Annotated in this window: 23 protein-coding genes; 18 read left to right on the forward strand and 5 right to left on the reverse strand. The window is 71.8% G+C overall.

Annotation, left to right across the window (positions count from 1 at the left end):
- Positions 1-44: 44 nt before the first annotated feature.
- A complete protein-coding gene (gene eccB / locus RC2_RS05025; RefSeq protein WP_072681112.1) occupies positions 45-1,451 on the forward strand; it encodes a type VII secretion protein EccB in 1,407 nt (468 codons plus the stop codon).
- On the opposite strand, the gene mycP is transcribed toward eccB, so the two are convergent.
- Both mycP and eccD read right to left on the reverse strand, forming a co-directional pair.
- Positions 1,409-2,824, reverse strand: coding sequence for a type VII secretion-associated serine protease mycosin (gene mycP / locus RC2_RS05030; protein WP_245810963.1), 1,416 nt, complete (start codon positions 2,822-2,824; stop codon positions 1,409-1,411). The two genes, eccB and mycP, sit on opposite strands and share 43 nt — an antisense overlap.
- Positions 2,821-4,347 (reverse strand): type VII secretion integral membrane protein EccD, encoded by a 1,527-nt coding sequence (eccD, locus tag RC2_RS05035; protein WP_068148781.1) that lies wholly within the window; start codon positions 4,345-4,347, stop codon positions 2,821-2,823. The genes mycP and eccD overlap by 4 nt, the downstream gene beginning before the upstream one ends.
- 220 nt (positions 4,348-4,567) lie before the next feature.
- Here eccD and eccCa point away from each other — a divergent pair, with 220 nt between their 5' ends.
- The 8 genes from eccCa to glmM all read left to right on the forward strand — a co-directional run bounded on the left by eccCa (position 4,568) and on the right by glmM (position 14,019).
- A complete protein-coding gene (eccCa, locus tag RC2_RS05040) occupies positions 4,568-8,560 on the forward strand; it encodes a type VII secretion protein EccCa (RefSeq protein ID WP_082895528.1) in 3,993 nt (1,330 codons plus the stop codon).
- Positions 8,557-10,113 carry a type VII secretion-associated protein gene (locus tag RC2_RS05045; protein ID WP_068148784.1) on the forward strand — a complete coding sequence of 519 codons (1,557 nt, stop codon included), beginning with the start codon at positions 8,557-8,559 and terminating at the stop codon, positions 10,111-10,113. Before eccCa ends, RC2_RS05045 begins: the two co-directional genes overlap by 4 nt.
- Before the next feature lie 129 nt (positions 10,114-10,242).
- Positions 10,243-10,551 (forward strand): WXG100 family type VII secretion target, encoded by a 309-nt coding sequence (locus RC2_RS05050; RefSeq protein WP_068105983.1) that lies wholly within the window; start codon positions 10,243-10,245, stop codon positions 10,549-10,551.
- A gap of 33 nt (positions 10,552-10,584) precedes the next feature.
- Positions 10,585-10,863, forward strand: coding sequence for a WXG100 family type VII secretion target (locus tag RC2_RS05055; RefSeq protein WP_068148789.1), 279 nt, complete (start codon positions 10,585-10,587; stop codon positions 10,861-10,863).
- 142 nt (positions 10,864-11,005) lie between these two features.
- Positions 11,006-11,362 (forward strand): TraR/DksA family transcriptional regulator, encoded by a 357-nt coding sequence (locus tag RC2_RS05060; protein ID WP_068148792.1) that lies wholly within the window; start codon positions 11,006-11,008, stop codon positions 11,360-11,362.
- Between the two features lie 167 nt (positions 11,363-11,529).
- Positions 11,530-11,973 carry a 50S ribosomal protein L13 gene (gene rplM, locus RC2_RS05065; protein ID WP_068148793.1) on the forward strand — a complete coding sequence of 148 codons (444 nt, stop codon included), beginning with the start codon at positions 11,530-11,532 and terminating at the stop codon, positions 11,971-11,973.
- 86 nt (positions 11,974-12,059) lie between these two features.
- Complete coding sequence (gene rpsI, locus RC2_RS05070; RefSeq protein ID WP_169818382.1) at positions 12,060-12,527, forward strand: 30S ribosomal protein S9; 468 nt, start codon at positions 12,060-12,062, stop codon at positions 12,525-12,527.
- Positions 12,528-12,660: 133 nt separating this feature from the next.
- Positions 12,661-14,019 carry a phosphoglucosamine mutase gene (glmM, locus tag RC2_RS05075; RefSeq protein WP_068148796.1) on the forward strand — a complete coding sequence of 453 codons (1,359 nt, stop codon included), beginning with the start codon at positions 12,661-12,663 and terminating at the stop codon, positions 14,017-14,019.
- A 34-nt stretch (positions 14,020-14,053) separates the two neighbouring features.
- Here glmM and RC2_RS05080 read toward each other — a convergent pair whose 3' ends face one another.
- Complete coding sequence (locus RC2_RS05080; protein ID WP_068148797.1) at positions 14,054-15,094, reverse strand: LLM class F420-dependent oxidoreductase; 1,041 nt, start codon at positions 15,092-15,094, stop codon at positions 14,054-14,056.
- A gap of 170 nt (positions 15,095-15,264) precedes the next feature.
- Between RC2_RS05080 and RC2_RS05085 the strand changes: the two genes are divergently transcribed.
- From RC2_RS05085 to RC2_RS05095, 3 genes are read left to right on the forward strand one after another with little or no spacing between them, the layout of a single operon-like run.
- Positions 15,265-15,579, forward strand: a complete 315-nt coding sequence (locus RC2_RS05085; RefSeq protein WP_068148800.1) for a hypothetical protein — start codon at positions 15,265-15,267, stop codon at positions 15,577-15,579.
- Positions 15,576-17,234, forward strand: coding sequence for a hypothetical protein (locus RC2_RS05090; protein ID WP_068148803.1), 1,659 nt, complete (start codon positions 15,576-15,578; stop codon positions 17,232-17,234). The genes RC2_RS05085 and RC2_RS05090 overlap by 4 nt, the downstream gene beginning before the upstream one ends.
- Positions 17,231-17,518: a hypothetical protein gene (locus RC2_RS05095; RefSeq protein ID WP_068148806.1), complete on the forward strand. Its 288-nt coding sequence runs from the start codon at positions 17,231-17,233 to the stop codon at positions 17,516-17,518. The genes RC2_RS05090 and RC2_RS05095 overlap by 4 nt, the downstream gene beginning before the upstream one ends.
- Here the strand turns inward: RC2_RS05095 and RC2_RS05100 are convergent.
- Positions 17,491-18,357, reverse strand: a complete 867-nt coding sequence (locus tag RC2_RS05100) for a dienelactone hydrolase family protein (RefSeq protein ID WP_068148809.1) — start codon at positions 18,355-18,357, stop codon at positions 17,491-17,493. The two genes, RC2_RS05095 and RC2_RS05100, sit on opposite strands and share 28 nt — an antisense overlap.
- Before the next feature lie 91 nt (positions 18,358-18,448).
- Between RC2_RS05100 and glmS the strand changes: the two genes are divergently transcribed.
- Entirely contained in the window at positions 18,449-20,311 is a 1,863-nt protein-coding gene (gene glmS, locus RC2_RS05105; RefSeq protein WP_068148812.1) for a glutamine--fructose-6-phosphate transaminase (isomerizing), read from the forward strand.
- Between the two features lie 79 nt (positions 20,312-20,390).
- Here glmS and RC2_RS05110 read toward each other — a convergent pair whose 3' ends face one another.
- The gene (locus RC2_RS05110; protein ID WP_245810965.1) at positions 20,391-20,762 is read right to left on the reverse strand and encodes a plastocyanin/azurin family copper-binding protein; all 372 of its coding nucleotides are present in this window, start codon (positions 20,760-20,762) and stop codon (positions 20,391-20,393) included.
- Between the two features lie 32 nt (positions 20,763-20,794).
- Here RC2_RS05110 and RC2_RS05115 point away from each other — a divergent pair, with 32 nt between their 5' ends.
- Genes RC2_RS05115 through tsaB form a run of 5 tightly spaced genes read left to right on the forward strand, consistent with a single transcriptional unit; the run spans position 20,795 to position 25,658 of the window.
- A complete protein-coding gene (locus RC2_RS05115) occupies positions 20,795-22,255 on the forward strand; it encodes a bifunctional ADP-dependent NAD(P)H-hydrate dehydratase/NAD(P)H-hydrate epimerase (RefSeq protein WP_068148814.1) in 1,461 nt (486 codons plus the stop codon).
- Complete coding sequence (alr, locus tag RC2_RS05120) at positions 22,243-23,406, forward strand: alanine racemase (RefSeq protein WP_174552299.1); 1,164 nt, start codon at positions 22,243-22,245, stop codon at positions 23,404-23,406. The genes RC2_RS05115 and alr overlap by 13 nt, the downstream gene beginning before the upstream one ends.
- Positions 23,403-24,476: an alpha/beta fold hydrolase gene (locus RC2_RS05125; protein ID WP_371828690.1), complete on the forward strand. Its 1,074-nt coding sequence runs from the start codon at positions 23,403-23,405 to the stop codon at positions 24,474-24,476. The genes alr and RC2_RS05125 overlap by 4 nt, the downstream gene beginning before the upstream one ends.
- A complete protein-coding gene (gene tsaE / locus RC2_RS05130) occupies positions 24,445-24,939 on the forward strand; it encodes a tRNA (adenosine(37)-N6)-threonylcarbamoyltransferase complex ATPase subunit type 1 TsaE (protein WP_068148820.1) in 495 nt (164 codons plus the stop codon). The genes RC2_RS05125 and tsaE overlap by 32 nt, the downstream gene beginning before the upstream one ends.
- A gap of 11 nt (positions 24,940-24,950) precedes the next feature.
- Positions 24,951-25,658, forward strand: coding sequence for a tRNA (adenosine(37)-N6)-threonylcarbamoyltransferase complex dimerization subunit type 1 TsaB (gene tsaB, locus RC2_RS05135; protein ID WP_068148823.1), 708 nt, complete (start codon positions 24,951-24,953; stop codon positions 25,656-25,658).
- Positions 25,659-25,667: the final 9 nt, after the last annotated feature.

The raw sequence follows: 25,667 nt of genomic DNA on the forward strand, positions 1-25,667 counted from the left end.
GGGGCGTCCGCGGGCGGCCGGGGGGCCGGTGAGGTGGGGGAAACATGGGACGAGAGCCGGTCACGAAGTGGCAGGTCGGCGCGCATCGGTTCGCGAGTCGACGAGTCGATGTCGCCCTGCTGCAGGGAGATTCGACACTCCGTCACGATCCGTTGCGAGCATCGTCGCGCGCCACGGCCGTGGGAGCAGTGGTCGCGGTTCTGTTGCTCGCCGGGTGCGGGATTCTCGCCTTCCTCCGCCCCGCGCCCACCATCGGTGACGCCGACATCGTGCGCGACGACGACACGGGCGCGCTGTACGTCGTGCTCGACGGAGTACTGCATCCCACGTTCGGGCTCGCCTCCGCGCGTCTCGTCGTCGGTCGGCCCGACGATCCCGTCGGGGTCCCGACCGAACGGATCGCCGAACGACCCCGCGGGGCGGCTGTCGGCATCGTCGATGCCCCGCACTCCATCTCGGTACGCCCCGATGCCACCGTGTGGTCCGTGTGCGATCGCGGCGCGACGTCGAGCGAGGCAGGGGTGACCACGATCGGGGTGAGTTCCGATCCGGCTACGTCCCGTCCCGGGCAGTCCGGGGGAGCGGTGCTCTGGCAACGCGAAGGGATCACCTACCTTCTGCACGACGGCGTGCGGTCCCGTCTCGATCCGACGGACACTGTGCTCATGCGCGCGCTCGGACTCGACGACGCGGTGCCCGTACGCGTGTCCGCGGCGCTGCTCGATTCGGTGCCCGAGTCGCGGCCGCTCGAGGTTCCCCGCATCGACGGTGTCGGCACGCCGGTGGCGTATGCACTGGGGGACCGACGGGTCGGCTCGGTGGTCACGGTCGACCTCGGTGATCGCAGTAGCCACTACGTGGCACTCGCCGACGGGATCCAGTCGATCGGTCCGGCGGTGGCGCAGGTCCTGCGCTTCTCGGATTCCGCGGGGCGTGTCGGACTCGACGCCATCGCTCCGGACGTCATCGCGCGGGCACCGCGAACGGAACGCCCTCTGGACGTGTCGGCCTTCCCCGACGCCCCGCCCGCACTCGTCACCGTCGGAAACGCCTGCGCCGCGTGGTCGTCGCCGACGTCCGGTCCGGTCACCGTGACCACGGGGGACGAGGTTCCGGCCGTGCGAGCCGACGCGGTGGTGCAGCCGGGATCCGACGGGGGTGGAGACGCCGTCGATCTCGTCGAACTCGACGCCGGCGCCGGGGCCTTCGTGGTCGCGACCGATCCCGTGGTCGCCGAGACTCGGCGCGACAGTCGGTTCTACGTGTCGGACACCGGGGTTCGCTACGGCGTGCCCACGGACGAGGATGCGACGGCACTGGGCCTCGGCGAACCCGTACCCGTGCCGTGGTCCATGATCGCGCGACTCCCGGCGGGCCCGACTCTCGACGCGGACGACGCTCGACGCACTCACGACGGACCTCCGCTCAAGGCCGTATCCGCCGGGCGCTGACGCCGGACGGCGTCCCTCGACCGCTGACGCCGGACGGCGCGCAGCGCGGCGACGACGGCGACGAGCAGGGCGCAGGCCCCGGCCGCGGAGACGGCGAGCACAGCCGATCGACGGTCGGGCGATGGATCCACGGGTGCCGGGGGGAGCGGGCGGAACGCGGCTCGGTGTGTGACGTCCGCCGCGGTGGCCGTCACTGCGGCGACCGGGTCGAGCGTGCCGTATCCGACCGCGGTGTCGACCCCGCCGGCCGGCGCATGCGCCGTGCGAACGATGCGGTCGATCACGTCCGACGCGGTGAGCGACGGGAACCGCGCCCGGACGAGAGCCGCCGTCGCGGACGCGAACGGGGCCGCGAAGCTGGTGCCGTCGAACGGCAGGACTCGCCCCTCGGCGTCGAGGGTGCCGGTGGCCAGCCCACGCCCGGTGGGGGAGAGCGAGACGATTCCGGTGCCGGGGGCCGCGACGTCCACCCAGGGGCCACCGAGGCTGAACGCGGACGGACGACCGTCCGGGTCGACCGACGCGACGGTGAGAACGTAGTCGTCGAACCAGGCGGGCGAGGCGGTGGTGCGCACCGGGGCGTCGTCCGCCCGTGGGCCACGGACCACGTCGTTTCGGTCACGGCATCGTCGGCCGTCGAGATTGCCCGCTGCCGCGACCACGACGACGTCCCGCTCCACCGCGGCGTACCGAACGGCGGCCCCCAACGCGGAGTCGCCCAGTGGTGATCCTGCGCGCGCACAGGCCACTTCGGAGATGTTCACGACCGTGGCACCGGCGTCCGCAGCAGACACGACGGCGCGGGCCATCGTGTCCACGTTGCCGTACCCGCTGGACGTCGATCCGTCCGCGGCCTCGGGGTCCGAGCCCACGGCGGCGAAGGCGGAACTCGATTGACGGATGGAGAGCACGCGGGCGTCCGGTGCCCCGCCGACGAATCCGGACGACGCATCGTCGCGTGCCGCGATCAGGCCGGCCACGACGGTGCCGTGCCCATCGCAGTCCTGCGTGCCGTCTCCCGACGCATCGACGTAGTCGCCACCGGCGCGCAGACCGGGCAACGACGGGTGACGCGCGACTCCGGTGTCGATGACGGCCACGACCTGGTCTGCGCCGCGGGTCAGGTGCCAGACGTCCGCGAACCGGAGGTCCCGCTGGGCGGGCGGCGGAACCGTGGGCAGCGCCGATTCTGCGACCGCGGCACACGCCGTGCGCTGTTCGGTCGGCTCGTCGGGACCGATGGGGTCCGCGCTCGGCAAAGCCCGCGGATCGATGGGAGGCGTGGCCGCCGCCGGCGCGGTGGCCGGAACGGTCACCAGGACGGCTACCAGGACGGCCGTCGCGACCGATCGTCGTCGACCGCGAGTCGTCACAGGCCGCGCACCGCAGAGAGGGCCCCGACGATCGCCACCGTCAGGGGGACCAGCGCGCCGGTCGCGGCGTACTCCGCCCAGTCCGCTGCCCGTCGTACCGGTGGCGAGAATCGTCGTCGCGGCGCGACGAGCCCACAGAAGACGAGCGCAGCGGCGGCGGGTGCCGTCGCGCCGAGCCACACGAAAGAGAGCTCCGGACGCAGGATCACGCCGACCACGCACACCGCCGGAACGACACAGCCGCCGCACACGGCCGTGACCGCGGCGCGCGTGCGGTCGCCGTGACCGCGGCTCTGTGCGCAGAACACCGCACCGACGAGGGCGGCGAACGTCAGCCGGGCCGCGTCGACCTCACGGCCGAGGTCCGCCGTTGCCGTGATCACGGCAGCGGTGGTGGCGGCCACGGACAAGGCGGTGACGTACCCGGTCAGATAGGCGCGCGCGGTGGCGGCGCGGGCGGCGACGAGGTCGATGTCGGTGTCGACGGTCACGGCGGCCGCGGCCCTGGTGACAGGTGTGTGGCGGTGTACGACGCGCCCGGATTCGCCGACGGGTCCCGCGGCGGCGTCACCGAGCGGAACGGGGGGAATGCGGATGCCGGCCCTCGTGGCCGCGAGGCGCGGGGCACGGGTGATCGCGACGGAGCACGCCAATGCGGTCACGGCCGCCACGGACGACGCCGGAAACGTCGTGAACGCGACGACGGCACCGACGACCGTGCCGATCACGGCCACGGTGGTGATCGTCGTGAAGGTTGCCCGTCCCACCGGACCCGCGGCCACGGAGGTCAGGACGCAGACGGTGACCACCGCGGCGAACCCGAGAACCGCGTCGGCACCGATATCGCGACCGGGTACGGCCGCGGCTCCCGCTCCGAAGGCGAGCAGACACGCCGATCCCCGGGCGCAGCAGATCAGGCTCGGGTCCCTGGTCACCGTGGCGCAGACGTGGGCGGCGATCGCGGTGAGAACGGCGATCGCGACGCCCGCTGCGGTCAGGGCGACACCGTCGCCGACTGCCACCACACTCGCCGCCGCGGCCGCCAGCATCGTCCCGATCGGTCCCACCACCGCTGTGGGCCGTGGTTCCCGATCCGCGCGGAGAGGCTCCGAGACCGCGGTGGCGAGATCGTCCACCACCGGTGCGGAGATCGTGTCGGACCGGCGCAGCACGAGGACGTCCCCGTCTCGAATGCCGTTGTCCGTCAACGACGACGACCGGTCCAGTCGTCGACCCGACAGGGTCCACAACTCGTGGGCGGCGGGCGTGGCGCCTGCGCTTCGGGGCGGGCCCTCGTCGGGCGCAGGGCCGTGCGGGCGCAGAATGTCGAGCACCGCAGGGATCACCGCGGCCACCGCCAGGCCTGCCGGCATGCTCACGTCCGCCTCGACGCCGAATCCCACCACCGTCGCCCTGACGGAATCGTGCACGACTCCCGCCGCGACCTCGGACGCTGTCGCGGCCCCGACCCCCGCCGCGGTCGACCCCCGCGCGATCGTTCCCGTTCCGTGTTCCCCACTCATCGACCTGTCCCCCCGAACGGTCTCGTTCCTCCGGCGGCCCGAACGCCGCCGGCCGGAACCCGACAGCACTATAGGACACGGCTCGGACATGGTCCGGTCGGTCGGTTCCGGGGCGCCGAACCATCCCCGGGTCCGTGACGACTGCCGAACTCGTGTCGGACGGTCGGGTTAGTGTCGTGCCGATTCGTCGACGGGGCGACGGATCTCGAGGGGGGAATGCATGTCGATCGACTCGGAACGATTCGGTGCCCGGTTACGACCGGACGGTGGGCGGGTGGCCTTCGCTCGGCCGCCGTCGAGGGTGACGGGGCCGCCCGTGCCTACCGGTGACGTCGTCGTGGAAGCGCCACCCGACGTCCCCCGGGTGACACCGGCGAGCCCCATGACGAGGTTGATCCCGGTGGTGATGGTGGTGGCGATGGTCGGCACGGTCGTCTTCATGGTGACGTCCGGTGCGGCCGCCAATCCGACGGCGCTGCTCTTCCCGATCATGATGGCCGTGTCGATGCTCGCGATGTTCGCGAGCGGAGGGCGAGGCGGTTCGTCCCGCGTGGCCGAGTTGGCCGAGTCACGTCGTGACTACGCCGTCTACCTCGATCGCACCCGCGCGGAGATCGAGCGCACTGCCCGCGCGCAGCGAGACGCCCTCGACCATGCACACCCCGAGCCGGCGTCCCTGATCGCACTCGCCGGGTCTCCCCGCATGTGGGAGCGTCGTGCCGCCGACCCCGACTTCCTCCACGTCCGGGTGGGACTGGGTGATCAACGACTGGTGACTCGGCTCGTCCCGCCGGAGACCGGCCCGGCGGAGGACGTCGACCCCGCGTGCGCGTCCATGCTGCGAGAGCTCGTTCGTGCGCGGGCCATCGTCCCGATGCTGCCCACCGCCGTGTCGCTGTCGGCCTTCTCGGCGGTGACGGTCCCCTCGTCGGAGCGGGGACGGGCGGTGATGCGCGCGGTGGTCGTTCAGGCGGTGGCCTTCCACGGGCCCGACGATCTGCTCGTCGTCGTGGTCGCGCCGGTCGAGAACGATGCGTGGGACTGGGTCAAGTGGGTTCCGCACCACCGGCAGTCGATCGAGGGTGTGACCCGAGAGACGCTTCGATTCGAGTCCGTGACCGAGGCCGTCGAGGCGGTGTCCCGGATTCCGGCAGCGGTCCGGGTCCTGCTCGTCGTGGACGGGTGGGATGACGATGCCGACGTCCGGCGAGGTGTGCTCGGCCGACGCGGGGTGACCGTCCTGGCGTCGGTCGCGGGCACCGGCGACAGCGACCCGGTGGCCGACGAGGAGTCCACCCGCACACTCGAACTCGTGTTGGACGGTGATCGTCTCGGTGCGCGCAGCAGCGTCGGCGTCGAGATGTTCGGCCGTGCCGACACCGTCGACCTGGCGACGGCGACCTGCCTGGCCCGCGCGATGGCACGCTACCGGCTCGTGTCGCCCGCCGTCGTCGACTCGACTCGTCGGCGGTCGGGTGCCTGGGTGGACCTCCCCGGCATGACGCGACCGGAGGTCCTCGATCCGGACCTCGCCTGGCGCGGTCGATCGGGGAGCGCCCGGCTGAAGGTGCCGTTCGGTCTCGACGAGAACGGCGGCGTGGTCGAGTTGGATCTCAAGGAGGCCGCCGAAGGCGGTATGGGTCCACACGGTCTGTGCATCGGTGCCACCGGCTCGGGCAAGTCGGAACTGTTGCGCACGCTCGTGCTGGGCCTGATCGCCACGCACTCTCCGGACGTCCTCAATTTGGTCCTCGTCGACTTCAAGGGTGGTGCGACGTTCCTCGGCCTGGAGGAGGCGCCGCAGGTCGCGGCGGTGATCACCAACCTGGCCGAGGAAGCGCACATGGTGGAGCGCATGCGCGACGCGCTGGCCGGGGAGATGAACCGTCGCCAGGAGTTGCTCCGGTCCGCAGGAAACTTCGCCAACGTGACCGACTATGCGGCAGCGCGGGCCCGCGGTGCCGCGCTGGATCCATTGCCCGCGTTGTTCGTCGTCGTCGACGAGTTCTCCGAACTGCTCAGCCGTGTCCCGGAATTCGCGGACCTGTTCGTCGCGATCGGCCGATTGGGTCGATCACTCCACATTCATCTCCTGCTGGCGAGTCAACGGCTCGACGAAGGACGACTGCGCGGCCTCGATTCCCATCTGTCCTACCGCATCGGTCTCAAGACCTTCTCGCCCGGTGAATCCCGCTCGGTTCTGGGTGTGCCCGACGCCTATCACCTGACGGGCGGACCCGGCGCCGGATTTCTCAAGAGCGACGCCGGTGACCCGGTGCGCTTCACCGCATCGTTCGTGTCCGGCCCCGTCGAGCAGGCCTCCGGTGCACCGGCTGCCGCCACGGCATTCCGTGCACACCCGCCGGTGCAGCTGTTCTCCGCGACGGACCGGGCGGTGGCGCGGGTCGCGACCTCGTCTCTCGACCGGGACGCGACTCCATCCTCGGTCGGCACCCCCGCCACCGGTCCTGCCCGAACGCTCCTCGCCGCCGTGGTCGACCGTGTTCGCGGTCGGGGCCGCCCCGCCCATCGTGTGTGGTTGCCCCCGTTGGACCGGCCGGTTCCGCTCGATGCCCTACCCGACTCGGCGGCGGACTCCACGATCGGCTCGGTGGCGGCGACGATCGGCGTCGTCGACCGGCCGTTCGACCAACGCCGCGATCCGCTTCGGGTGGACCTGACCGGTGCGGCCGGCCACGTGGCCGTCGTCGGCGGCCCGCACTCGGGCAAGTCCACCGCGGTGGCCACCGTCCTTCTCGCTCTCGCACGACGGTATCCACCGGGTGAGTGCCGGTTCGTCGCGCTCGACTTCGGTGGCGGCACGGTGTCCTTGCTTCGGGGTCTGCCCCACGTGGCCGCGGTTGCGGGCCGGACGGACGACGAGGTGGTTCGGCGGATCGTCGCGGACACCGCAGCGGTCGTCCGGCGCCGCGAGGAGCTGTTCCGTCGGCTGGGCATCGCATCCATGGCGGAGCTGCGGGCCTCTCGGCATGCCCTGCCCGATGTCGACACAGCCGACCTGATCCTGGTGGTCGACGGGTGGTCGACGGTCCGGTCCGATTTCGAGTCCCACGAGGCCACGCTCACCCGCATCGCGACGACCGGCCTGTCCTACGGAGTACATCTCGTCCTCACGGCCGGTCGGTGGGCGGACATCAGGCCCGCGGTGAAGGACGCGATCGGAACGCGGGTGGAGCTTCGGCTGGTCGACCCGCTGGACTCCGACATCGGTCGGGCTCAGGCATCGAAGGTCCCTGCCCGGCCGGGGCGCGGTGTCACCTCGAACGGTCTCCACCTGCTGATCGCTCTGCCCCGAACCGACGGCCGACAGACGGTCGCCGGTCTGACCGGTGCCGTCGGCGACGCAGTCGACGGGGTGCGGGCACGGTGGGCGGACGTTCCCGCCGCGCCGGCGCTGCGGTTGTTGCCGCACCGACTGCCGCGCGCCGAGTTCCTCGCGCGGGCGTTCGGGAGCGAGTCGGGATGCTCGTGGCCGCCGTCGACCGTAGGGGCCGGGTTCCACGGGCAGATCCCGCTCGGGGTGGACGAGGACGACCTGGCCCCGGTTCATCTCGATCTCACGGAGAACCCGCACTTCCTCGTCCTCGGCGACGGGCGATGTGGAAAGACGGCGGTTCTGCGCGCACTGTGCGCAGGACTGGTCGACGCGAACGACGCGGCATCGCTGCGTGTCCTCGTGATCGACTATCGCCGAACACTTCTCGACGTCGTCCCGGAGGACCGGCTCGCCGGACGGGCGTCGTCCGCCGAGGAGGCCGGTCCGATGGTGGTCGAACTCGCGCGGCATCTCCGCACGCGTCGGCCCGGACCCGACACCACGAAGGAACAACTCGCGGCGCGGTCGTGGTGGACCGGACCCGACGTCGTCGTGGTGGTGGACGACTACGACCTCGTGGTCACGCCCACCGGCAATCCTCTGGCGGAACTGCTCGACCTGCTGTCGGTGGCCAGGGACGTCGGACTTCACCTCGTGGTCGCCCGTCGGGCCGGCGGTGCGGCCCGTGCGCTCTACGAGCCGGTGCTGGCGCGGCTCCGGGACCTGGCGAGCCCGGGCCTGATCATGAGCGGCAACCGAGACGAGGGCGTGCTGCTCGGCGCGGTGCGCCCGTCCGATCAGCCGCCGGGGCGCGGAACCCTCGTCGACCGCTCGTCGGCCAGGGTCGTCCAGACGGCGTTCGCGGAGGAGTCGTGATCGGCCTGGTCGTCGGCGTGGCTGCCGTGTGGTGGGCCGACGGCTTCACGGTCCGGTCGATGTCGACCGGTCTGACGCGCTACGCGGGGGTCGTCGTCGCCGACGAGGATGCGCCGGCGGTCGACGTGCTCGGCCGGGTGGACGGCACGGTGTCGCTGGACGGGCACGATGTGCCGGCTTCGGAGGCACTGAGCGCGCTGATCGAGCGTGCCTCTCGCCCCGAAGGGCCGTCGGGCTCGGTGTCCGACACCGTGGTGATCGTGCACCCGCCGCACTGGGGGCCCGTGCGCTGCGGGGTGCTGTCGGCGGCCGGCAGGCCCCACGCGCGCGAGGTGGTCCTGGTCGACAGTGCCGTCGGCGCGGTGACGGCGGCGACCGGGACCCCGCCCTGTGATCACGACGATGGTTGTCGTGCAGCCGTTCTCGACAGAACGCCGGGCAGGGTGACCCTGTCGACGGTGGTGGGTGAGTCGACATCCGCGGCCGGTCCGGTGCTCACGGACTGTCGCCTGCTGGTGCCGGCGGTCGTCGTCGACGAGGTGGATGTCGACGCTGCCCTGACGGGAGCGTTGCAGGACATCACCGCGACGCTGCCGATCTGTCGGGTCGTCGTGCACGGACCCGCGGAGCTGCTCTCCACGGCCTCGGTGGCCGAACTCGCGGCGGTGCCCGTGATCGAGGTCGAGGACGGGTCGCTCGCGAGCGCCGCCCGGAGCATGCTCGCGGGCAACCGTCGCGCCGGGGTTCTCGCGACGAATCCGACGGGAGCTGCGGCCGGGTGGAACGGGGAACTGCCGAACGCCGCTGCGATCGGCTGGGAGGACGATCTCGACGCTGCCACACCGCGTCGGGGTGCCTGGCTCGCGGACCGGGTCGCGGCGGCAAGGCCGGCGAACCGCCACCGTCGTCTTCTGCGGATCGGGGCCGGGGCGCTCGCTCTGCTCGTCGCAGCCGCGGCCACGTGCGCGCTGGTGGTGCTGTGGCCGGTGGGTGCGCCGTCGGCCGTCGATCGGGTGGCGTCGGCAGCCGCACCCGAGCCGACGGCCGCGCCCGAGTCGACAGCGTCGCCAGAGGATCCGGCGGCCCCGACGGGCGGCCCACCTCCGGCCGGCGATTCGCCGCGGCCGATCGAGCCGCTGCCACCGACGGGGATGCCGTTCCGCGTGGGAGCTCTCGGCGTGGCGGTTCCGGTCGGCTGGCACCTGCAGCCCGGTCCCGATCGTGTCGAATTGCGGCCCGACGACGGCGCACCGATGCGCATCCTTCTCGTCGTCCGTGAGATCGACGGCGGCCTCGGTCTCGACGAGATCGAGGGGGAGCTCACCGCCGCGTCCGAGGGTTCTCGACGCGTCCACGGTCTGCACCGGACCGAAGGCCATGGCCGCCAGCAGCTCGAGTATCTCGAATCGGCGCCCGACGGGACGACGGTCGGATGGACCGTCTTCGCCGCGCGAGGCGAGCAGATCAGTGTCGGCTGCCAGGGCGGACCGGGCACCTATCCGGTGCTCTCGCCGGTGTGCGACGACCTGCTGGCCGGCCTGTCGGTGCAGTGACCGCGGGCCGACCGATTCGCGCGCACGCGAATCGATCCGGGACCGAGGGAACCGTTCGACGGTGGGCGGCGTCCATACAGATGCAGGGGGGTGCGACACCGCGGAACCCACGCCATCGAGGGGGAGTACATGTCACAGATGAGGACCACCGTCGAGACCATGCAGGTCACGGCAGGCAAGGTCGATCAGCTCACGCTGGAGGTCAAGGCGCTGCTCGACCAGCTTCGCGGCGACGTCGCGAGCGTCGGGGGCAGTTGGGAGGGCGCGGCCGCAGTCGCGTTCCAGAGCGTGATGAACAGCTGGGACACCAGCGCCAACAAGTTGCAGGTCGCTCTGGGAGCCATCGGCGATTCCATCAAGGCGTCCGGCACCGCGTACGCCGCGGCCGAGGACGACAACACACGGGCGGTCAGCGTCGCCGGGTCGCTGAACCTCTGACGCGTTCCGTTCACCAACGAGAAAGGATTCGACATGAGGTACGTCTTCGGAGCCATCGACCAGGTCAGTGCGCAGATCGATGCGAAGCAGGCCGCGCTCAACGCCAAACTCGACGAGCTGCGGCAGATCATCACTCCGCTCGTCGCCGACTGGGAGGGCGCCGCGTCGGAGTCCTACCAGGACAAGCAGCGGCAGTGGGATGCCGCGGCGCTCGAACTCAATCAGGTGCTCGAGCAGGTCGGGACGGCCGTGAGTCGCGGCAACGCCGACATGCAGGCACGTGAGGCGGCCAATCGGGGGATGTTCGTCTAGCTGCTGCCCACCCGTTCCCGCCGTTCGGGAACCCCGGTCGTCCGTATGGGCGTTCTCGGGCCCGGTCGGCGGGAACGGTCGTGTCGGGGGCGGGGCCGGTCACGGAGGCGATCCTTTGGTCCGTGCGGGCACACTCACCGACATGACCGTCGATCTCGCCGTGGCCCGGACCCGGCTCGCGGACGCCCGCGCCGAGGCGACGGCGCGTGCCGCGTCCCTCGAGGACCAGCATCGGGCGATCGTCGAGGGGTCACGGTGGACCACCGACGACGACGAGCACGATCCGGAGGGCTCCACCATCGCGTTCGAACGCGCCGCCGTCGCGTCGATGCTGCGGGACGCCCGGCAGGAACTCCGGGACCTCGACGAGGCGGAGGGGCGCGTGGACGCCGGCACCTACGGGGTGTGCGAGAAGTGCGGACGCGAGATCGCGGACGCGCGGCTGGATGCACTTCCCGCTGCCCGTCGGTGCATCGAGTGCAACTCCCTCCGGCGTTGACAGCGTTTTGACCTGCGATCCAGCGGGCCGGTAAGGTACCCCGTTGGCGTTCGATACATGCAGTCACCTCGATGCGTGTCTGCCGGTCTCTCGGGTCTCCACTGGCCGCCGAGAACCACCGATCGGACGTCGGCCAGCACATCGACGATGAGACAAGGAAGTCATTCGTGTCCACGTATGCGCCCAAGGCCGGGGATACCACCCGGACCTGGCACGTGATCGACGCCACCGACGTCGTTCTCGGCCGCCTTGCCGTCCAGGCAGCGAACTTGCTGCGCGGCAAGCACAAGCCCACCTACGCCCCGAATGTCGACGGCGGTGACTTCGTTGTCATCATCAACGCCGACAAGGTCGCCATCTCCGGCAACAAGCGGACGGACAAGTTCCACTACCACCACTCCGGCCACCCGGGCGGTCTGCGTGCGCGCAGCATCGGTGAGGTCATGGACAAGAACCCGGACCGCGTCGTGGAGAAGGCCGTCAAGGGCATGATCCCCAAGAACAAGCTGGGCAGCGCCATCGCCAGCAAGCTCAAGGTGTACGCCGGCCCCGACCATCCCCACGCGGCTCAGCAGCCCGTTCCGTTCGAGATCAAGCAGGTGGCCCAGTGACCTCCCCCGAGCAGACCCCCGAGCAGTCGGTCGACGAGAACGTCGTCACCGAGACCGCCGAGTTCGCCCCCGAGGAGAACGTCGAGATCGCCGACGAGTTCGTCTCCGTCGAGGATCCCGAGGTTGCCTCGGACATCGAGGCCGCGGCCCGTCCCGCCGTCTACATCGACCGCCCCATCACCACGGTCGGTCGCCGCAAGGAAGCCGTCGTCCGCGTGCGTCTGACCCCGGGTACCGGGCAGTTCACGCTGAACGGCCGCACCCTCGAGGACTACTTCCCGAACAAGGTGCACCAGCAGCTCATCAAGAGCCCGTTCGTGTTGGTCGAGCGCGCCGAGAACTTCGACGTGACCGGTCTCCTGCACGGCGGCGGCCCCTCCGGCCAGGCCGGCGCACTGCGTCTCGCGATCGCCCGTGCCCTCATCGAGGCCACCCCGGACGACCGCCCGGCCCTGAAGAAGGCCGGCTTCCTCACGCGTGACCCGCGTGCGGTCGAGCGCAAGAAGTACGGCCTGAAGAAGGCCCGCAAGGCATCGCAGTACTCGAAGCGCTGATCCCTCGGCACTTCACCCGACGCAGGCGCTCCGGCCGATCCCTCACGGGACGGCTGCGGGCGCCTGCGTCGTGTCGGAACCGTTCTCACATCACTCGCAGCACCCGTACCACCGCTCGAAAGAGGTAACCGCCATGGGCCGACTGTTCGGAACCGACGGGGTTCGAGGCCTCGCCAACGCGGACGTCACCGCGGATCTCGCTCTCCGCCTCGGCCGTGCGGGTGCCGCCGTCCTGGGTGCCTCGGCCCCGAGCACGGCTCCTGACGGGTCCGCGTCCCGTCCCGTCGCCGTCGTCGGCCGCGACCCTCGGGCGAGCGGGGAGATGCTCGAGGCGGCCATCGTGGCGGGCCTGTCGTCCGCCGGCATGGACGTCCTCACCGTCGGCGTCGTGCCCACCCCGGCGCTGGCCTACCTCACCGACGCCTACGACGCCGCACTCGGCGTCATGATCAGCGCGTCGCACAACGCCATGCCGGACAACGGCATCAAGTTCTTCGCGGCCGGCGGAGTCAAGCTGGCCGACGAGCAGGAGGACCGGATCGAGGCCCTGCTCGACGCCGCGTCCGCCGGGCCCACCGGGGCCGACATCGGTCGCGTGCGCACCGCTCCCGACGGGCTGTCCCGCTACGAGGAGCACCTCGCCAAGACCGTTCCCACCACGCTCGACGGCATCACCGTGGTGGTCGACTGCGCCCACGGCGCGGCCTCCTCGGCGGCGCCCGATGCCTACCGCGCCGCCGGCGCCACCGTCGTCGCCATCAACGCCGAGCCGACGGGGCTGAACATCAACGACGGCTGCGGGTCCACGCACCTCGACGTCCTGCAGCGCGCCGTGCTCGACCACGGCGCGGATCTGGGCCTCGCCCACGACGGGGACGCGGACCGGTGCCTCGCGGTAGACGCGGCCGGCGACGTCGTCGACGGGGACGCGATCATGGCGATCCTCGCCCTGGCCATGAAGGACGCCGGCACGCTGCCGGAGAACACGCTGGTCGCGACGGTCATGAGCAACCTCGGTCTGCACATCGCCATGCGCGAGGCCGGCATCACGGTCCGCACGACCGCCGTGGGCGACCGATACGTTCTCGAGGAGTTGCGCGCCGGCGACTACGGTCTCGGCGGCGAACAGTCGGGCCACATCGTGATCCCGGCGTTCGGCAGCACGGGCGACGGCGTCCTGACCGGCCTGCAGGTGATGAGTCGCATGGCGTCCAGCGGGCGGTCGCTGCGCGAACTCGCCTCCGTGATGCGGACCCTGCCGCAGACGCTGATCAACGTGCGGGTCGAGGACAAGCAGGCCGCGACCGCCGCGGTCGCGGTGACCGAGGCGGTCGACGCCGCCGTGCGCGAACTCGGCGACGAGGGCCGGGTGCTGCTGCGTCCGTCGGGCACCGAGCAGCTGGTGCGCGTGATGGTCGAAGCGGCCGACACCGCCACCGCCGAGCGGCTCGCCGGCCACATCGCCGAGCAGGTCGCCGCCGTCGGTCGGTAGTCGACCGACGGCGGCGCAGGCCGTCGTACCCGCGTCAGCCGATGAGTGACTTGAGCAGCTCGACCTGCTTCACCCGCCCCGCGCTGTCGGACGCGATGGGGTGGATGTTCAGGGTGGTCGCGCCGGCGGCTCGGAACGCGGCCAGCCGCTCCGTGACGAAGCTCTCGGTGCCGATCAGCGAGATGGACCGCACCAGCTCGTCGGGCACCGCCGCCGTGGCCTCCTCCTTCTTGCCCGCGAGGTAGAGGTCCTGAATCTTCTCCGCCTCCTCCTCGTACCCGTAGCGCACGGCCAGATCGTTGTAGAAGTTCTTGCCCTTGGCGCCCATGCCGCCGATGTAGAGCGCGAGCTGCGGCTTGATCCAGGGGAGGAACTGATCGGCGTCGTCCCCGATCGCGACGGCGGGGCTCGCATAGACGTCGAGCTCGCCCAGCGCGGGATCGCGCTTCGCCTTGCCCTCGGCCAGCGAGTCGCCCCAGACCGACGCCGCCTTCTCCGGGTGGAAGAAGATCGGCTCCCAGCCCTGTGCGATTTCGGCGGTCAACGCGACGTTCTTGGGGCCGAGGGAGGCAATGACGATCGGAATCGAGTCGCGCACAGGGTGATTGATCAGCTTGAGCGGCTTGCCCAGGCCGGTGCCCTTGTCCGCCGGAAGCGGAATCTGGTAGTACTTGCCGTCGAATTGCACCTTCTCGCGGCGCCAGACCTGCCGGCAGATGTCGACGATCTCGCGGGTGCGCCCGAGCGGAGCGTCGTACTTGACGCCGTGGAAGCCCTCGATGACCTGCGGTCCCGACGCGCCGATACCCATCACGAAGCGGCCACCCGAGACGTAGTCCAGCCCGGCCGCGGTCATGGCGAGCAGCGACGGGGTCCGGGTGTAGATCTGGAAGATGCCGGACGCCAGCTCGATGGTGGAGGTCTTGGCGGCGAGGAAGCCGATCTGGCTGACCGCGTCGAACGAGTACGCCTCGGGAACGAACGCGATGTCCATCCCGGCCCGTTCGAGCGCGCCGACTTCCTCGACGGTCTCCTCGAAGCCGCCCGAGTAGTTGAGTTGCATCCCGATTCGCATGAGTCTCCTCGACATCTCTTGCCGGTGTCGGTCACCCGCTGTGCGTCGGACGTTACCGCTCGGTAGCACGACGGTGCGGTGGCGGTAGGAGAGCCGTGGAACCGAGGAGGTGCCTCCGCGCGTCCAAGTCGGGTGGGGCACGAGGGTGTCGGCGACGACGGGGGACGCGAATGAGCGACGAGACGACGATGGATCCGGCGGCGGCGACGGCCGCGGTGCGCACGATCGCGGAGTCGGTGGACCGGGCCGAGAGTGCGCTGGGCGGGTTGTCGAGCCGGGCGTTCGACGCGGCGCACGCCGGTCGCGACCACGGCGCGCGCGCCGCGTACATCGACGCCCGACTGCGCGAACTCGAGGACGGTCTCGCGTCGTGGAATCGCGTGACGCGGTCGGCGGCGGAGGCGATCGGGACGGCGGTGACGACGACCGAGGCGGGTGATGCTCTGGGTGCGGCGTCGGTGACCGCGGCGGGCGGCGATCGATGAGCGGCCCGCTCGACGATTACATGAGCGGCCCGCTCGACGCGATTCTCGACGAGGGGGCGTCCGGGTTGCGCTTCTTCGACCGCGTGCTGCCCTGGCGGGACGACGCCGGCGGGACCGGTCCGTCGTACCTGGACCTATGCGCCCGGTACGACGGTCAACGCGGACTCGACACCGACGTGCTGCGTGCCGACGCCGCCCGGTGTCGCGACGTTGCGACGACCCTGCGCGCGGAACTCGCCGTGCGCACCGAGGCGGCCACGGAGTTGTCGACGGCCTGGACCGGAGCCGCGGCGACCGCGGCCGGTGACGTGCTCGCGGCGCAGTCGGCCAGGGCCACACTCGACCTCGACCACCTCGACCTCGCGGCGAGCACGCTCGACCGCGCCGCCGAGGGGCTCCGAGCGATCGTGCAGGACAAGGCGGTCGCGGCCGCCGACCACCATCGCAGCGACGTCGGTGGCCGAGATCTGGACGACGCACAGGCCACCGTGGTGGGGGCGACGCAGGACCCGTCGACGTGGTCGGTCGACACCGTGTCCCGGCTCACCGCGCTCGTTCCGGAGTTGCGCGCTGCCGTGGCAGGGGGTGCGGTGGCCCTGTGGGAACGGCCCGATGTGGTCGACGCCGTGATCAGGGCGTGCCGGGACTGGGTCGACGGGGTGTTCATCCCGGCGGTCGAGGAGGCCACCACGAGCTTCGACGACCTCTGCTCGGACAGTCACGCTGCAGTCGAGCGGATCTTCGACGTGGTCGACTCGGCGCTCGGCGACCTCTGCACCGACCCCTACCCGACGGCGTCCGACCCGGTGCCCCCGCCGACCCCGCCGGCCGCGCCCGCGCCGACCGCACCCGCGGCGGCGCCGAGCTGTGCGAACTCGCCGGGAACCGGGTCACCGTCGGCACCACCCGTCGCGACCCCGGACGTACCAGGGCCGGCGGCGCCGACCGCACCCGCCGTGCCGACCGTGCCAGCCGTCTCCGCTGTGCCGGTGCCGGACGCGCCGGTGACCGTCGTGCCCGATCTTCGCGTAACCGACGTCGTGCGTGCAGCCGTGGTCGAGGCCGTGACCGCGGTGCTGTCCGGCGCCGACGGGGCGGTGATCGAGTCGGCGGGGGCACGGGACCCGGTCCAGTCCGGAATCGACTCGGGGATCGAGGCTCGATGCGAGTCGTCCGAGGCCGGGCTCGCGTCGGAGCCGTCGGCGAACACGACGAGTCCGGTCGACGCGACGCCCGCGCCGGAGGTCGGCCGGGTGGAGGTGAAGTGGGCCGGTGGTGAGGTCGGGCTGGTGCTGCGCGCCGACGGGTCGATCGATCTCGAGGCGGGCCCCGCGTCCGGGTCGGGATCCGCACCGACAGGAACCGTCCCGTCGTCGCCCGCGGAGCCGGAGACGCCCGGGGGGTCGGTGCCGTCCGTGGACCCGGCACCGCCCGTGGACCCGGCACCATCCGCCGACCCGGCGCCGGCCGTGGACCCGGCACCATCCGCCGACCCGGCGCCGGCCGTGGACCCGCCGCCGGCCGATTGCGTCCCGGACGTGCCGGTCGCGGCCGTGGCCCCGTCCGCGCCTGCCGAGCCCGGATCTCTGCCGGCCCTCGAGCCGACCCCGGCAGCGGGCCCCCGACCGGCACTGGCCGAGGCGGGACCGCTGTGAACGACCGGACCGTCGCAGCCTTGATCGACGAGGTGGTCGCCGAGCACCGTCGTTCCACCGCGCGTCTGCGGGAACGGTTACGGCGCGACGCCGCTCGCGACGCCACTGCCCGTGAGGCGGACGCTCGCAGCGAGAATCTCCGTGCAGCGAAGGACGCCGGCGGACACCGAGCAGGGATCGAGCCGATCATGCGCTCGGTGCGTGACCGCGCCACGCCCGTCGAGGCGGACGGGGCCGGACAGCAGGAGTCGGCGCCTCAGCGACCGGCGAGGTGGCTGAGCTGACGCAGGGCGCCGCCCTTGCTGGGCACGTCGGCCGTCGGCTCGTTCGGGTCCAGCACCCGCGTGCCCTTGAATTCGACCTCGGGGTCGGAGAAGGCCTCGTAGTCGTCGTGCCGCGCGAGGCGGTGCAGCAGGAAGCCGGTGAGGAGTGCTCGGACCGCCTTGCGGGTCTTGGGCTGCGCGTTTCCGACGCCGAAGAAGCTCAGGAGCTTGCGGCTCTCGACGATGCCGTCGCCGACGGACTTGTCGATCACCCGGAGCACGGTCGGCCCGCCGAGTGCGCCGGCGAGGGCCACCGGTTCGGCCGTGAGGGAGTTGAGCTCCGTCGGCGCGCCGACCACCAGAGCCGGCGCGGTCACGGCGTCGGCGATGCCGTCGGTGAGAACGCGCGGGCTGGTGGGGGCGGGGTAGAGAGCGCCGACCGCCCGGATGTCGGACCGCTGCGAGGCCGCGAGTACTGCCGCGCCGGCACCCATGGCGTGGCCGACGACGGCGAGTTTGTCGGGATGCACGGAGATGTCCCCGGTGCCGAGACGAATGCCCGTGCAGATGTCGAGCGCGACGGACAGATCGTGGGCGAGGGCGGCGTGGGACGGCACCGGACCGCGCTGGGTGTTCGGCGCGGCCACGACGAAGCCCCACGAGGCCAGGTGCTTCAGGGTCGACTCGTAGTTCTTCGACGACGACATCCAGCCGTGACCGAAGGCGACGGCCGGAAGGGAGGTGCCCTCCTTGGGTGCGTAGATCACACCGGGAAGGCCGGCCAGCGCCAGGTCACCCCGGACCACGCGATGCGGACCGGTTTTGGCGAGGTCGGTGACCAGCTTCTGCGTCTTCGGCACGTGGTCAACCGTATCCGAGCCCGTCGGATGCGGGGGAGGGACTCGCGGTGGGTGGCCGGAGGGGGGTCCGTGCCGACGTAGGCTGTCGCCCATGTGCGGAATCGTCGGGTACGTCGGACACAGGCCTGCGCTGCCCATCGTGGTGGAGGCGCTGCGGCGGATGGAGTACCGGGGATACGACTCCGCCGGTGTGGCCGTCCTGGACGGTGCGGGCGGCATGGCCGTCGAGCGCAAGGCGGGCAAACTGTCCAATCTCGACGCCGAGCTGGACGATCTGGGTCGCGACACCTTCGTCGGCACCGCCGGCATGGGACACACCCGTTGGGCCACCCACGGTCGCCCCACCGACCGCAACGCCCACCCGCATCGCAACGCCGACGCCACGGTCGCCGTGGTGCACAACGGCATCATCGAGAACTTCGCCCCGCTGCGCGCCGAGCTGGAGGCGGAGGGTGTCGAGTTCGCGTCCGATACCGACACCGAGGTGGCCGTCCACCTGGTGGCCCGCGCGTACGCGGAAGGGCCGACGGCCGGGGAGTTCGTCGAGAGCGCCCTGGCGGTCCTGCGTCGTCTCGAAGGGGCGTTCACCCTCGTCTTCACGCACGTCGATCACCCGGACACCATCGTCGCCGCCCGCCGGTCGACACCGCTGGTGGTGGGTGTCGGGCAGGACGAGATGTTCGTCGGCTCCGACGTGGCCGCGTTCATCGAGCACACCCGCGACGCCGTCGAGCTCGGTCAGGACCAGGTGGTGGTGATCACCGCCGACGGGTACTCGATCATGCACTTCGACGGGACCGAGGCGCAGGGTCGTCCGTTCCGCATCGACTGGGACCTCGCGGCCGCCGAGAAGGGCGGCCACGACTACTTCATGCTCAAGGAGATCCAGGAGCAGCCCGCGGCGGTCGCGGACACGCTGCTCGGGCACTTCGACAAGGGCCGGATCACCCTCGACGAGCAACGACTGTCGGACCAGGAACTGCGCGACGTCGACAAGGTCTTCGTGGTGGCGTGCGGCAGCGCGTACCACTCGGGGTTGGTGGCCAAGTACGCGATCGAGCACTGGACCCGCCTCCCCGTGGAGGTCGAACTGGCCAGCGAGTTCCGGTACCGCGACCCGGTGCTGGACCGGTCGACGCTGGTGGTGGCCATCTCGCAGTCGGGCGAGACGGCGGACACCCTCGAGGCCGTGCGGCACGCCAAGGAGCAGAAGGCCCGCGTGCTGGCGGTGTGCAACACCAACGGCTCGCAAATTCCCCGCGAGGCCGACGCCGTTCTCTACACGCGGGCGGGACCGGAGATCGGCGTCGCGTCCACCAAGGCGTTCCTGGCACAGGTCACCGCCAACTACCTGGTGGGGCTGGCGCTGGCGCAGGCGCGCGGAACCAAGTACCCGGACGAGGTCGCACGGGAGTACCGCGACCTCGAGGCCATGCCGGCTCTCGTCGCGGCAGTCCTCGAGACCGTGGAGCCGGTGCGGGCGCTCGCGCGCGAGCTGGCGACGTCGCCGACGGTGCTGTTCCTCGGTCGGCACGTGGGCTACCCGGTGGCGCTCGAGGGTGCGCTCAAGCTGAAGGAACTCGCGTACATGCACGCGGAGGGCTTCGCGGCGGGCGAGCTCAAGCACGGGCCGATCGCGCTGATCGAGGACGGCCTGCCGGTGATCGTGGTGATGCCGTCGCCGAAGGGTCGCGCGGTGCTGCATTCGAAGCTGCTGAGCAACATTCGGGAGATCCAGGCTCGCGGGGCGCGCACGGTGGTCATCGCCGAGGAGGGCGACGAGACGGTGCGGCCGTACGCCGACCATCTGATCGAGATCCCGGCCGCGCCGACGCTGCTGCAGCCGCTGCTGTCGACGATCCCGCTGCAGGTGTTCGCTGCGGAGGTCGCGCAGGCGCGGGGGTACGACGTGGACAAGCCGCGGAACCTCGCCAAGTCCGTGACCGTCGAGTAGCGGAGCGGATCGACGCGAGAGCACCGTCGAGTAGCGGAGCGGATCGACGCGAGAGCACCGTCGAGTAGCGGAGCGGGGCTCAGCGGACGATGACGACCCCGGTCATGTTGGGGTGGACGGTGCAGAAGTAGTTGTAGGTGCCGGGGTCGTCGAAGGTCTGACTGAACTGGCCGGCCGCGATCATCGGGCTGTGCAGCAGGGACGACGCGTTGTCGATGCCGACGACGTTGTGGGCCATGCGGTCGTCGTCGAAGAACCAGGTGACGGTGTCGCCGGGGGAGATGGTGACGGTGGCGGGGCTGTAGGCCATGTCGGCGACGGTGACGACGTTCGGTCCGGTGGGTCGTTCGGCAGGCGTCGGGTCCTCGGTGCAGGCGGTGAGCGAGATCGCCAGCGCCGCCGCGGTTCCGACGAGGGCGAGGCGACGGTGGGGCATCTCGAAGCGGGCCATGTCTCCACGCTAGACCTCGTTACGGTGGGGTCATGGAGTACGTGTTCACCGCGGACGAGGCCCGGTCGTTGGAACGTCCCGTCGTCGCGGCGGCGCCCGAGTACGCGGTGATGAGGCGCGCGGCGTTCGGCCTGGCGGGGGCGATCGCGGCCGAGTTGCGGGCGCGGTGCGGTGCCGTCGCGGGGTGCGCGGTGGGACTGCTGGTGGGCTCGGGCGACAACGGCGGTGACGCCCTGTTCGCCGGGGCGATGCTGCGACGCCGTGGGGTGGCGGTCACCGCGGTCCTGCTCGCTCCGGACCGTACTCATCGGGGCGGTCTCTCGGCGTTCGAGGCGTCCGGGGGCCGGGTGGTCGCTCGGCTCGGTGAGGTGGATCTGGTGGTCGACGGCATCGTCGGCCTGTCGGGCCGCGGTGCGCTACGACCGGATGCGGCGGAGCACGTCCGGGCGGTGACCGCGCCGATCGTGTCGGTGGACCTTCCGTCGGGGGTGGATGTCGACACCGGGGCGGTGGACGGCCCTGCGGTCTCGGCGGCGGTGACGGTGACGTTCGGAGTGCGCAAGCCGGTGCACGTGCTCGCGGCTCCCCGGTGCGGCCGGGTCGTCGTGGTCGACATCGGGTTGCCGGCCGCGACGACGGAGTTGGCCTGCGCGGACGACGCCGAGGTGGGGGCGGTGTGGCCGGTGCCCGGCCCGCACGACGACAAGTACAGCCAGGGCGTCGTGGGTGTCATGGCGGGCAGCGAGAAGTATCCGGGCGCGGGCGTGCTGTGCACCGGCGCGGCGGTGGCGGCGACGGCGGGAATGGTGCGCTACGTCGGGACCGGGGGGGCCGAGGTGCTCCATCACTACCCGGAGGTGGTGACGGCCCGGTCCGTCGACGAGGCGGGGCGCGTCCAGGCGTGGGTGGTGGGTCCGGGCTTCGGTACGGACGACGACGCCGCGGAGCGCCTCGCGGGCATCCTCGCCACCGACCTGCCGGTGCTGGTCGACGCGGACGGCCTGACGGTCCTGGCCGCGCGGCCCGAGTTGCTCGACGGGCGCAGCGCACCCACGCTGCTCACGCCGCACGCGGGCGAGTTCGCGCGCCTGACGGGTTCGGACCCCGGACCGGATCGCGTGTCGTCCGTGCGTGCGCTGGCCGCGGACCGCGGGGTGACCGTTCTCCTCAAGGGACGCGCGACGCTGATCGCACATGCGGACGGCCGGGTGATGGTCGACCAGGCGGGGTCGTCGTGGTCGTCGACGGCGGGATCGGGGGACGTCCTCGCCGGCATGGCCGGGGCTCTGCTCGCCGCGGGCCTGTCCCCGCTGGTGGCGGCCACGTCCGCCGCCCGCGCGCATTCGCTCGCCGCGATGCTGGCGGCCGGTGGACCGTCCCGGCCCGCACCGGCGCCGATCTCGGCGTCGGTGCTGCTGAGCGCGGTACGCGATGCCGTGGGCACCTTGCGGGCACGAGCGGGCGAGGCCGGAATGGCAGAATCGGCCCGGTGAGCACCGCGACCCCGACGGCCGGCACGACGGCCCGTCCTCAGGCCGAGGCGGTGATCGACCTCGACGCCGTGGCCCACAACGTGCGGGTGTTGACCGCGCGGGCGGGATCGGCGGACGTGATGGCCGTGGTGAAGGCGGACGGCTACAACCACGGTGCGGTTCCCGTGGCACGAGCGGCTCTGGGCGCGGGTGCGGCGGAGTTGGGCGTGGCCACCGTGCAGGAGGCCCTGGCGCTGCGCGCGGCCGGGGTGGACGCCCCGGTGCTGTGCTGGCTGCACGCCCCGGGGGCGGACTTCCGTGCGGCGATCGAGGCCGACGTGGAGATCGGGGTGTCGACGCCGCGTCAGATCGCCGAGGTGGTGGACGCGGCGCGCACGGCCGGTCGTCGGGCGACGGTGAGCGTCAAGCTGGACACGGGGATGAACCGCGGAGGCCTGGCGCCCGACATGGTCGACGAGGCCCTGGATCTGCTCTCGCGCGAGCGCGGTGCGCTCGACGTGCGCGGGGCGTTCTCCCACCTGGTCGCGGCCGACGATCCCGAGGATCCGGTGACCGATCTGCAGAAGCGGCGGTTCGACGCCCTGGTCGACGCCATGACGAGGGCGGGTGTCGCGCCGCGGACGCGTCATCTGGCCAACTCGGCGGCGACGTTGCTCCGTCCCGACCTCGCCTACGACCTGGTGCGTCCGGGTATCGCGGTCTACGGACTGTCGCCGGCCCCCGACCTCGGTTCGTTCGACCTGCGCCCGGTGATGACGGTGCGCGCGACCGTCGTGCTGCTCAAGAACGTCCCGGCGGGCGGCGGCGTCGGGTACGGACATCAGTGGATCGCGCCGCGGGACACGGTGGTCGCCCTGATTCCCCTCGGCTACGCGGACGGCGTCGTCCGCGGATTGACCGGCCGCTACGAGGTTGCGGTGCGCGGCCGTCGTCACCGTGCGGTGGGCCGGGTGTCGATGGACCAGGTGGTGATCGACGTGGGTCCGGACGGCGACGTCGAGGTCGGCGACGACGCGTACTTCTTCGGCCCGGGCGACCACGGGGAGTCCTCCGCTCAGGACTGGGCCGAGGTGCTGGGCACGATCAACTACGAGGTGGTCACGGGCGTCCGTGGGCGGGTCGAGCGCACGTACCGGGGCGGTGTCGCGTGATCGGCCCACGTCTGGTCGGCATCGTGGGCGGTGCGGCCAGCGTCGCCGCGGTGGCGGCCGTCGCCGGCATCGCGGCCGTCCGTCGCCGTGTCGGGGATCCGGTGCCCGACGTGGAGCGACCCGCGGACTTCGCGACGGTCGAGTTCGATCGCGGCAGCATCGTCGCGGCGAGCGACGGCGTCCCGTTGGCGGTGCGGGAGGTCGGGCCGACGACGGCTCCGCTGACGGTGGTCTTCGTCCACGGCTACTGCTTGCGCATGGAGTGCTGGTACTTCCAGCGTCGCGACCTCGCGGCGCGCTGGGGCGACGACGTGCGGATGGTGTTCTACGACCAGCGCGGTCACGGACGGTCCGGTGACGTCGCGCCCGAGGACTGCGACATTCCTCGGCTCGGTGCCGACCTCGCGGACGTGATCCGCGCGGTGGCGCCGACGGGTCCGGTGGTCCTGGTGGGTCATTCCATGGGCGGGATGTCGGTCCTCGCGGCCTGCCGCCTCTTCCCCGACGCGGTGGCCGATCGCGTGGTGGGTGTCGCGCTCGTGTCGACGACGGCGGCGGGCATCGCGACCACCGGTCTGGGCCGGAATCTGCAGAACCCGGCCGTGGACGCATTCCGACTCGCGGTGCGCTCCGCGCCCGGTGTGGTGCAGATCGGTCGCGGCGCCGTGCGGTCGGTCATCGCGCCGGTCCTGCGGGCGGCGTCCTTCGGGACCACCGTCTCGCCGGCACTGGATGCGTTCGCGGAACAGATGATCCACGACACGTCGGTCACCACGATGGTGAACTTCCTGAAGGCGCTCGAACTGCACGACGAGCAGGCGGCGCTCCCGGTGATCGCCGATGTGGCGACTTCAGTGCTGTGCGGGGACGACGACTGGGTGATCCCGTTCGACAAGTCCCGCGAGCTGTCCGAGATGCTGCCGCACGCGGAGATGGTGCGGGTACGGCGCGCCGGCCACCTGGTGCAGCTCGAGTTCCCGGACGAGGTGAACGACGCCCTCGACCGACTGGTCCAGCGAGTGCGCACGGGCCGGATCGATGCGTCGCCGAGGAGGGTCACGGTTGGCTGAGCAGGAGACGGCCGTCCTCTCGACCGCCGCGGACACCGAGCAGCTCGGCGAACGGCTGGCCGCCGATCTCGTCGCGGGGGACGTCGTGGTGCTCGACGGGCCGTTGGGCGCGGGCAAGACGACGTTCACGAAGGGTCTCGCGCGGGGTCTCGGCGTGCTCGGTCGGGTCAGTTCGCCGACGTTCATGATCGCGCGTACCCACCGGCCGGGATCCGATACCGGCCCGGGTCTGGTGCACGTCGACGCGTACCGCTTGGGCCTGGGCACCGGTGCGTCGGCGACCGACGAACTCGACGCGCTGGATCTGGACACCGAGCTGGCCGATTCCGTGGTGGTGGTCGAGTGGGGCGAGGGGCTGGCCGAGGCGCTCGCCGATCGTCACCTGCTGATCCGCCTGCGTCGCGAACCGGAGTCGGACGTCCGCACGGCCACCTGGCACTGGAACCGCGGTTCGAGCGAGTAACCTGGACATCCGTGCTTGTTCTCGCCGTCGACACGTCCACACCCGCGGTGACCGCCGGCCTCGTGCGGCTCGCTGCCGACCCGGCCGCAGCCCCCGTCGCCCTGGCCACGCGGGTGACGGTCGACGCCCGCCTGCACGCCGAGGTGTTGACCCCACAGATCGTCGAGTGTTTGGCCGAGGCCGGGGTGGGCCCTGCCGACATCGACGCGGTGGTGGTGGGGACCGGTCCCGGCCCGTTCACGGGTCTGCGCGTGGGCATGGCCACGGGGATGGCGTTCGCGGATGCGGTGGGGGTGCCGATCCACGGGGTCGGAAGTCTGGACGCGATCGCGGCGGCGGTGCCGGGTGAGCGGGAGGTGTTGGTGCTGACCGACGCTCGACGCAAGGAGGTCTACTGGGCACGGTTCGCCGGGGGTCGCGCGGTGGCGGGTCCCGCGGTGTCCGCGCCGGGCGACGTGGAGGTGGGCGCGGCGGAGGTGGTCGCCGGGTCGGCGTCGCACGTCGACATGGTGGACCTGCCCGTGGAGCCGGTCGAGAGCCCGTCGCCGGAGTCGCTGGTCGCGGTGGCGGCGGCGGCGCTGCGCCGTGGTGATCGGCCGGGTGAGCCGGTGCCGCAGTACCTTCGCCGGCCGGACGCAGTGGCCACTGCCGATCGCGCAGCAGTGGCCACTGCCGATCGCGCAGCAGTGGCCACTGCCGATCGTGCACAGCGCCCGTGACGGTGATCG

Origin of the sequence: Rhodococcoides corynebacterioides NBRC 14404 (assembly GCF_001894765.1) — a bacterium.
In the GTDB taxonomy this organism is placed as follows: domain Bacteria; phylum Actinomycetota; class Actinomycetes; order Mycobacteriales; family Mycobacteriaceae; genus Rhodococcoides; species Rhodococcoides corynebacterioides.

What these genes read in the sequence shown, in the direction of transcription:
- eccB (WP_072681112.1), top strand. Translation starts at nt 45, where the DNA reads ATGGGACGAGAGCCGGTCACGAAGTGGCAGGTCGGCGCGCATCGGTTC.
- eccD (WP_068148781.1), bottom strand. Translation starts at nt 4,347, where the DNA reads ATGAGTGGGGAACACGGAACGGGAACGATCGCGCGGGGGTCGACCGCG.
- eccCa (WP_082895528.1), top strand. Translation starts at nt 4,568, where the DNA reads ATGTCGATCGACTCGGAACGATTCGGTGCCCGGTTACGACCGGACGGT.
- RC2_RS05050 (WP_068105983.1), top strand. Translation starts at nt 10,243, where the DNA reads ATGTCACAGATGAGGACCACCGTCGAGACCATGCAGGTCACGGCAGGC.
- RC2_RS05055 (WP_068148789.1), top strand. Translation starts at nt 10,585, where the DNA reads ATGAGGTACGTCTTCGGAGCCATCGACCAGGTCAGTGCGCAGATCGAT.
- RC2_RS05060 (WP_068148792.1), top strand. Translation starts at nt 11,006, where the DNA reads ATGACCGTCGATCTCGCCGTGGCCCGGACCCGGCTCGCGGACGCCCGC.
- glmM (WP_068148796.1), top strand. Translation starts at nt 12,661, where the DNA reads ATGGGCCGACTGTTCGGAACCGACGGGGTTCGAGGCCTCGCCAACGCG.
- RC2_RS05080 (WP_068148797.1), bottom strand. Translation starts at nt 15,094, where the DNA reads ATGCGAATCGGGATGCAACTCAACTACTCGGGCGGCTTCGAGGAGACC.
- RC2_RS05085 (WP_068148800.1), top strand. Translation starts at nt 15,265, where the DNA reads ATGAGCGACGAGACGACGATGGATCCGGCGGCGGCGACGGCCGCGGTG.
- RC2_RS05090 (WP_068148803.1), top strand. Translation starts at nt 15,576, where the DNA reads ATGAGCGGCCCGCTCGACGATTACATGAGCGGCCCGCTCGACGCGATT.
- glmS (WP_068148812.1), top strand. Translation starts at nt 18,449, where the DNA reads ATGTGCGGAATCGTCGGGTACGTCGGACACAGGCCTGCGCTGCCCATC.
- RC2_RS05110 (WP_245810965.1), bottom strand. Translation starts at nt 20,762, where the DNA reads ATGGCCCGCTTCGAGATGCCCCACCGTCGCCTCGCCCTCGTCGGAACC.
- RC2_RS05115 (WP_068148814.1), top strand. Translation starts at nt 20,795, where the DNA reads ATGGAGTACGTGTTCACCGCGGACGAGGCCCGGTCGTTGGAACGTCCC.
- tsaE (WP_068148820.1), top strand. Translation starts at nt 24,445, where the DNA reads ATGCGTCGCCGAGGAGGGTCACGGTTGGCTGAGCAGGAGACGGCCGTC.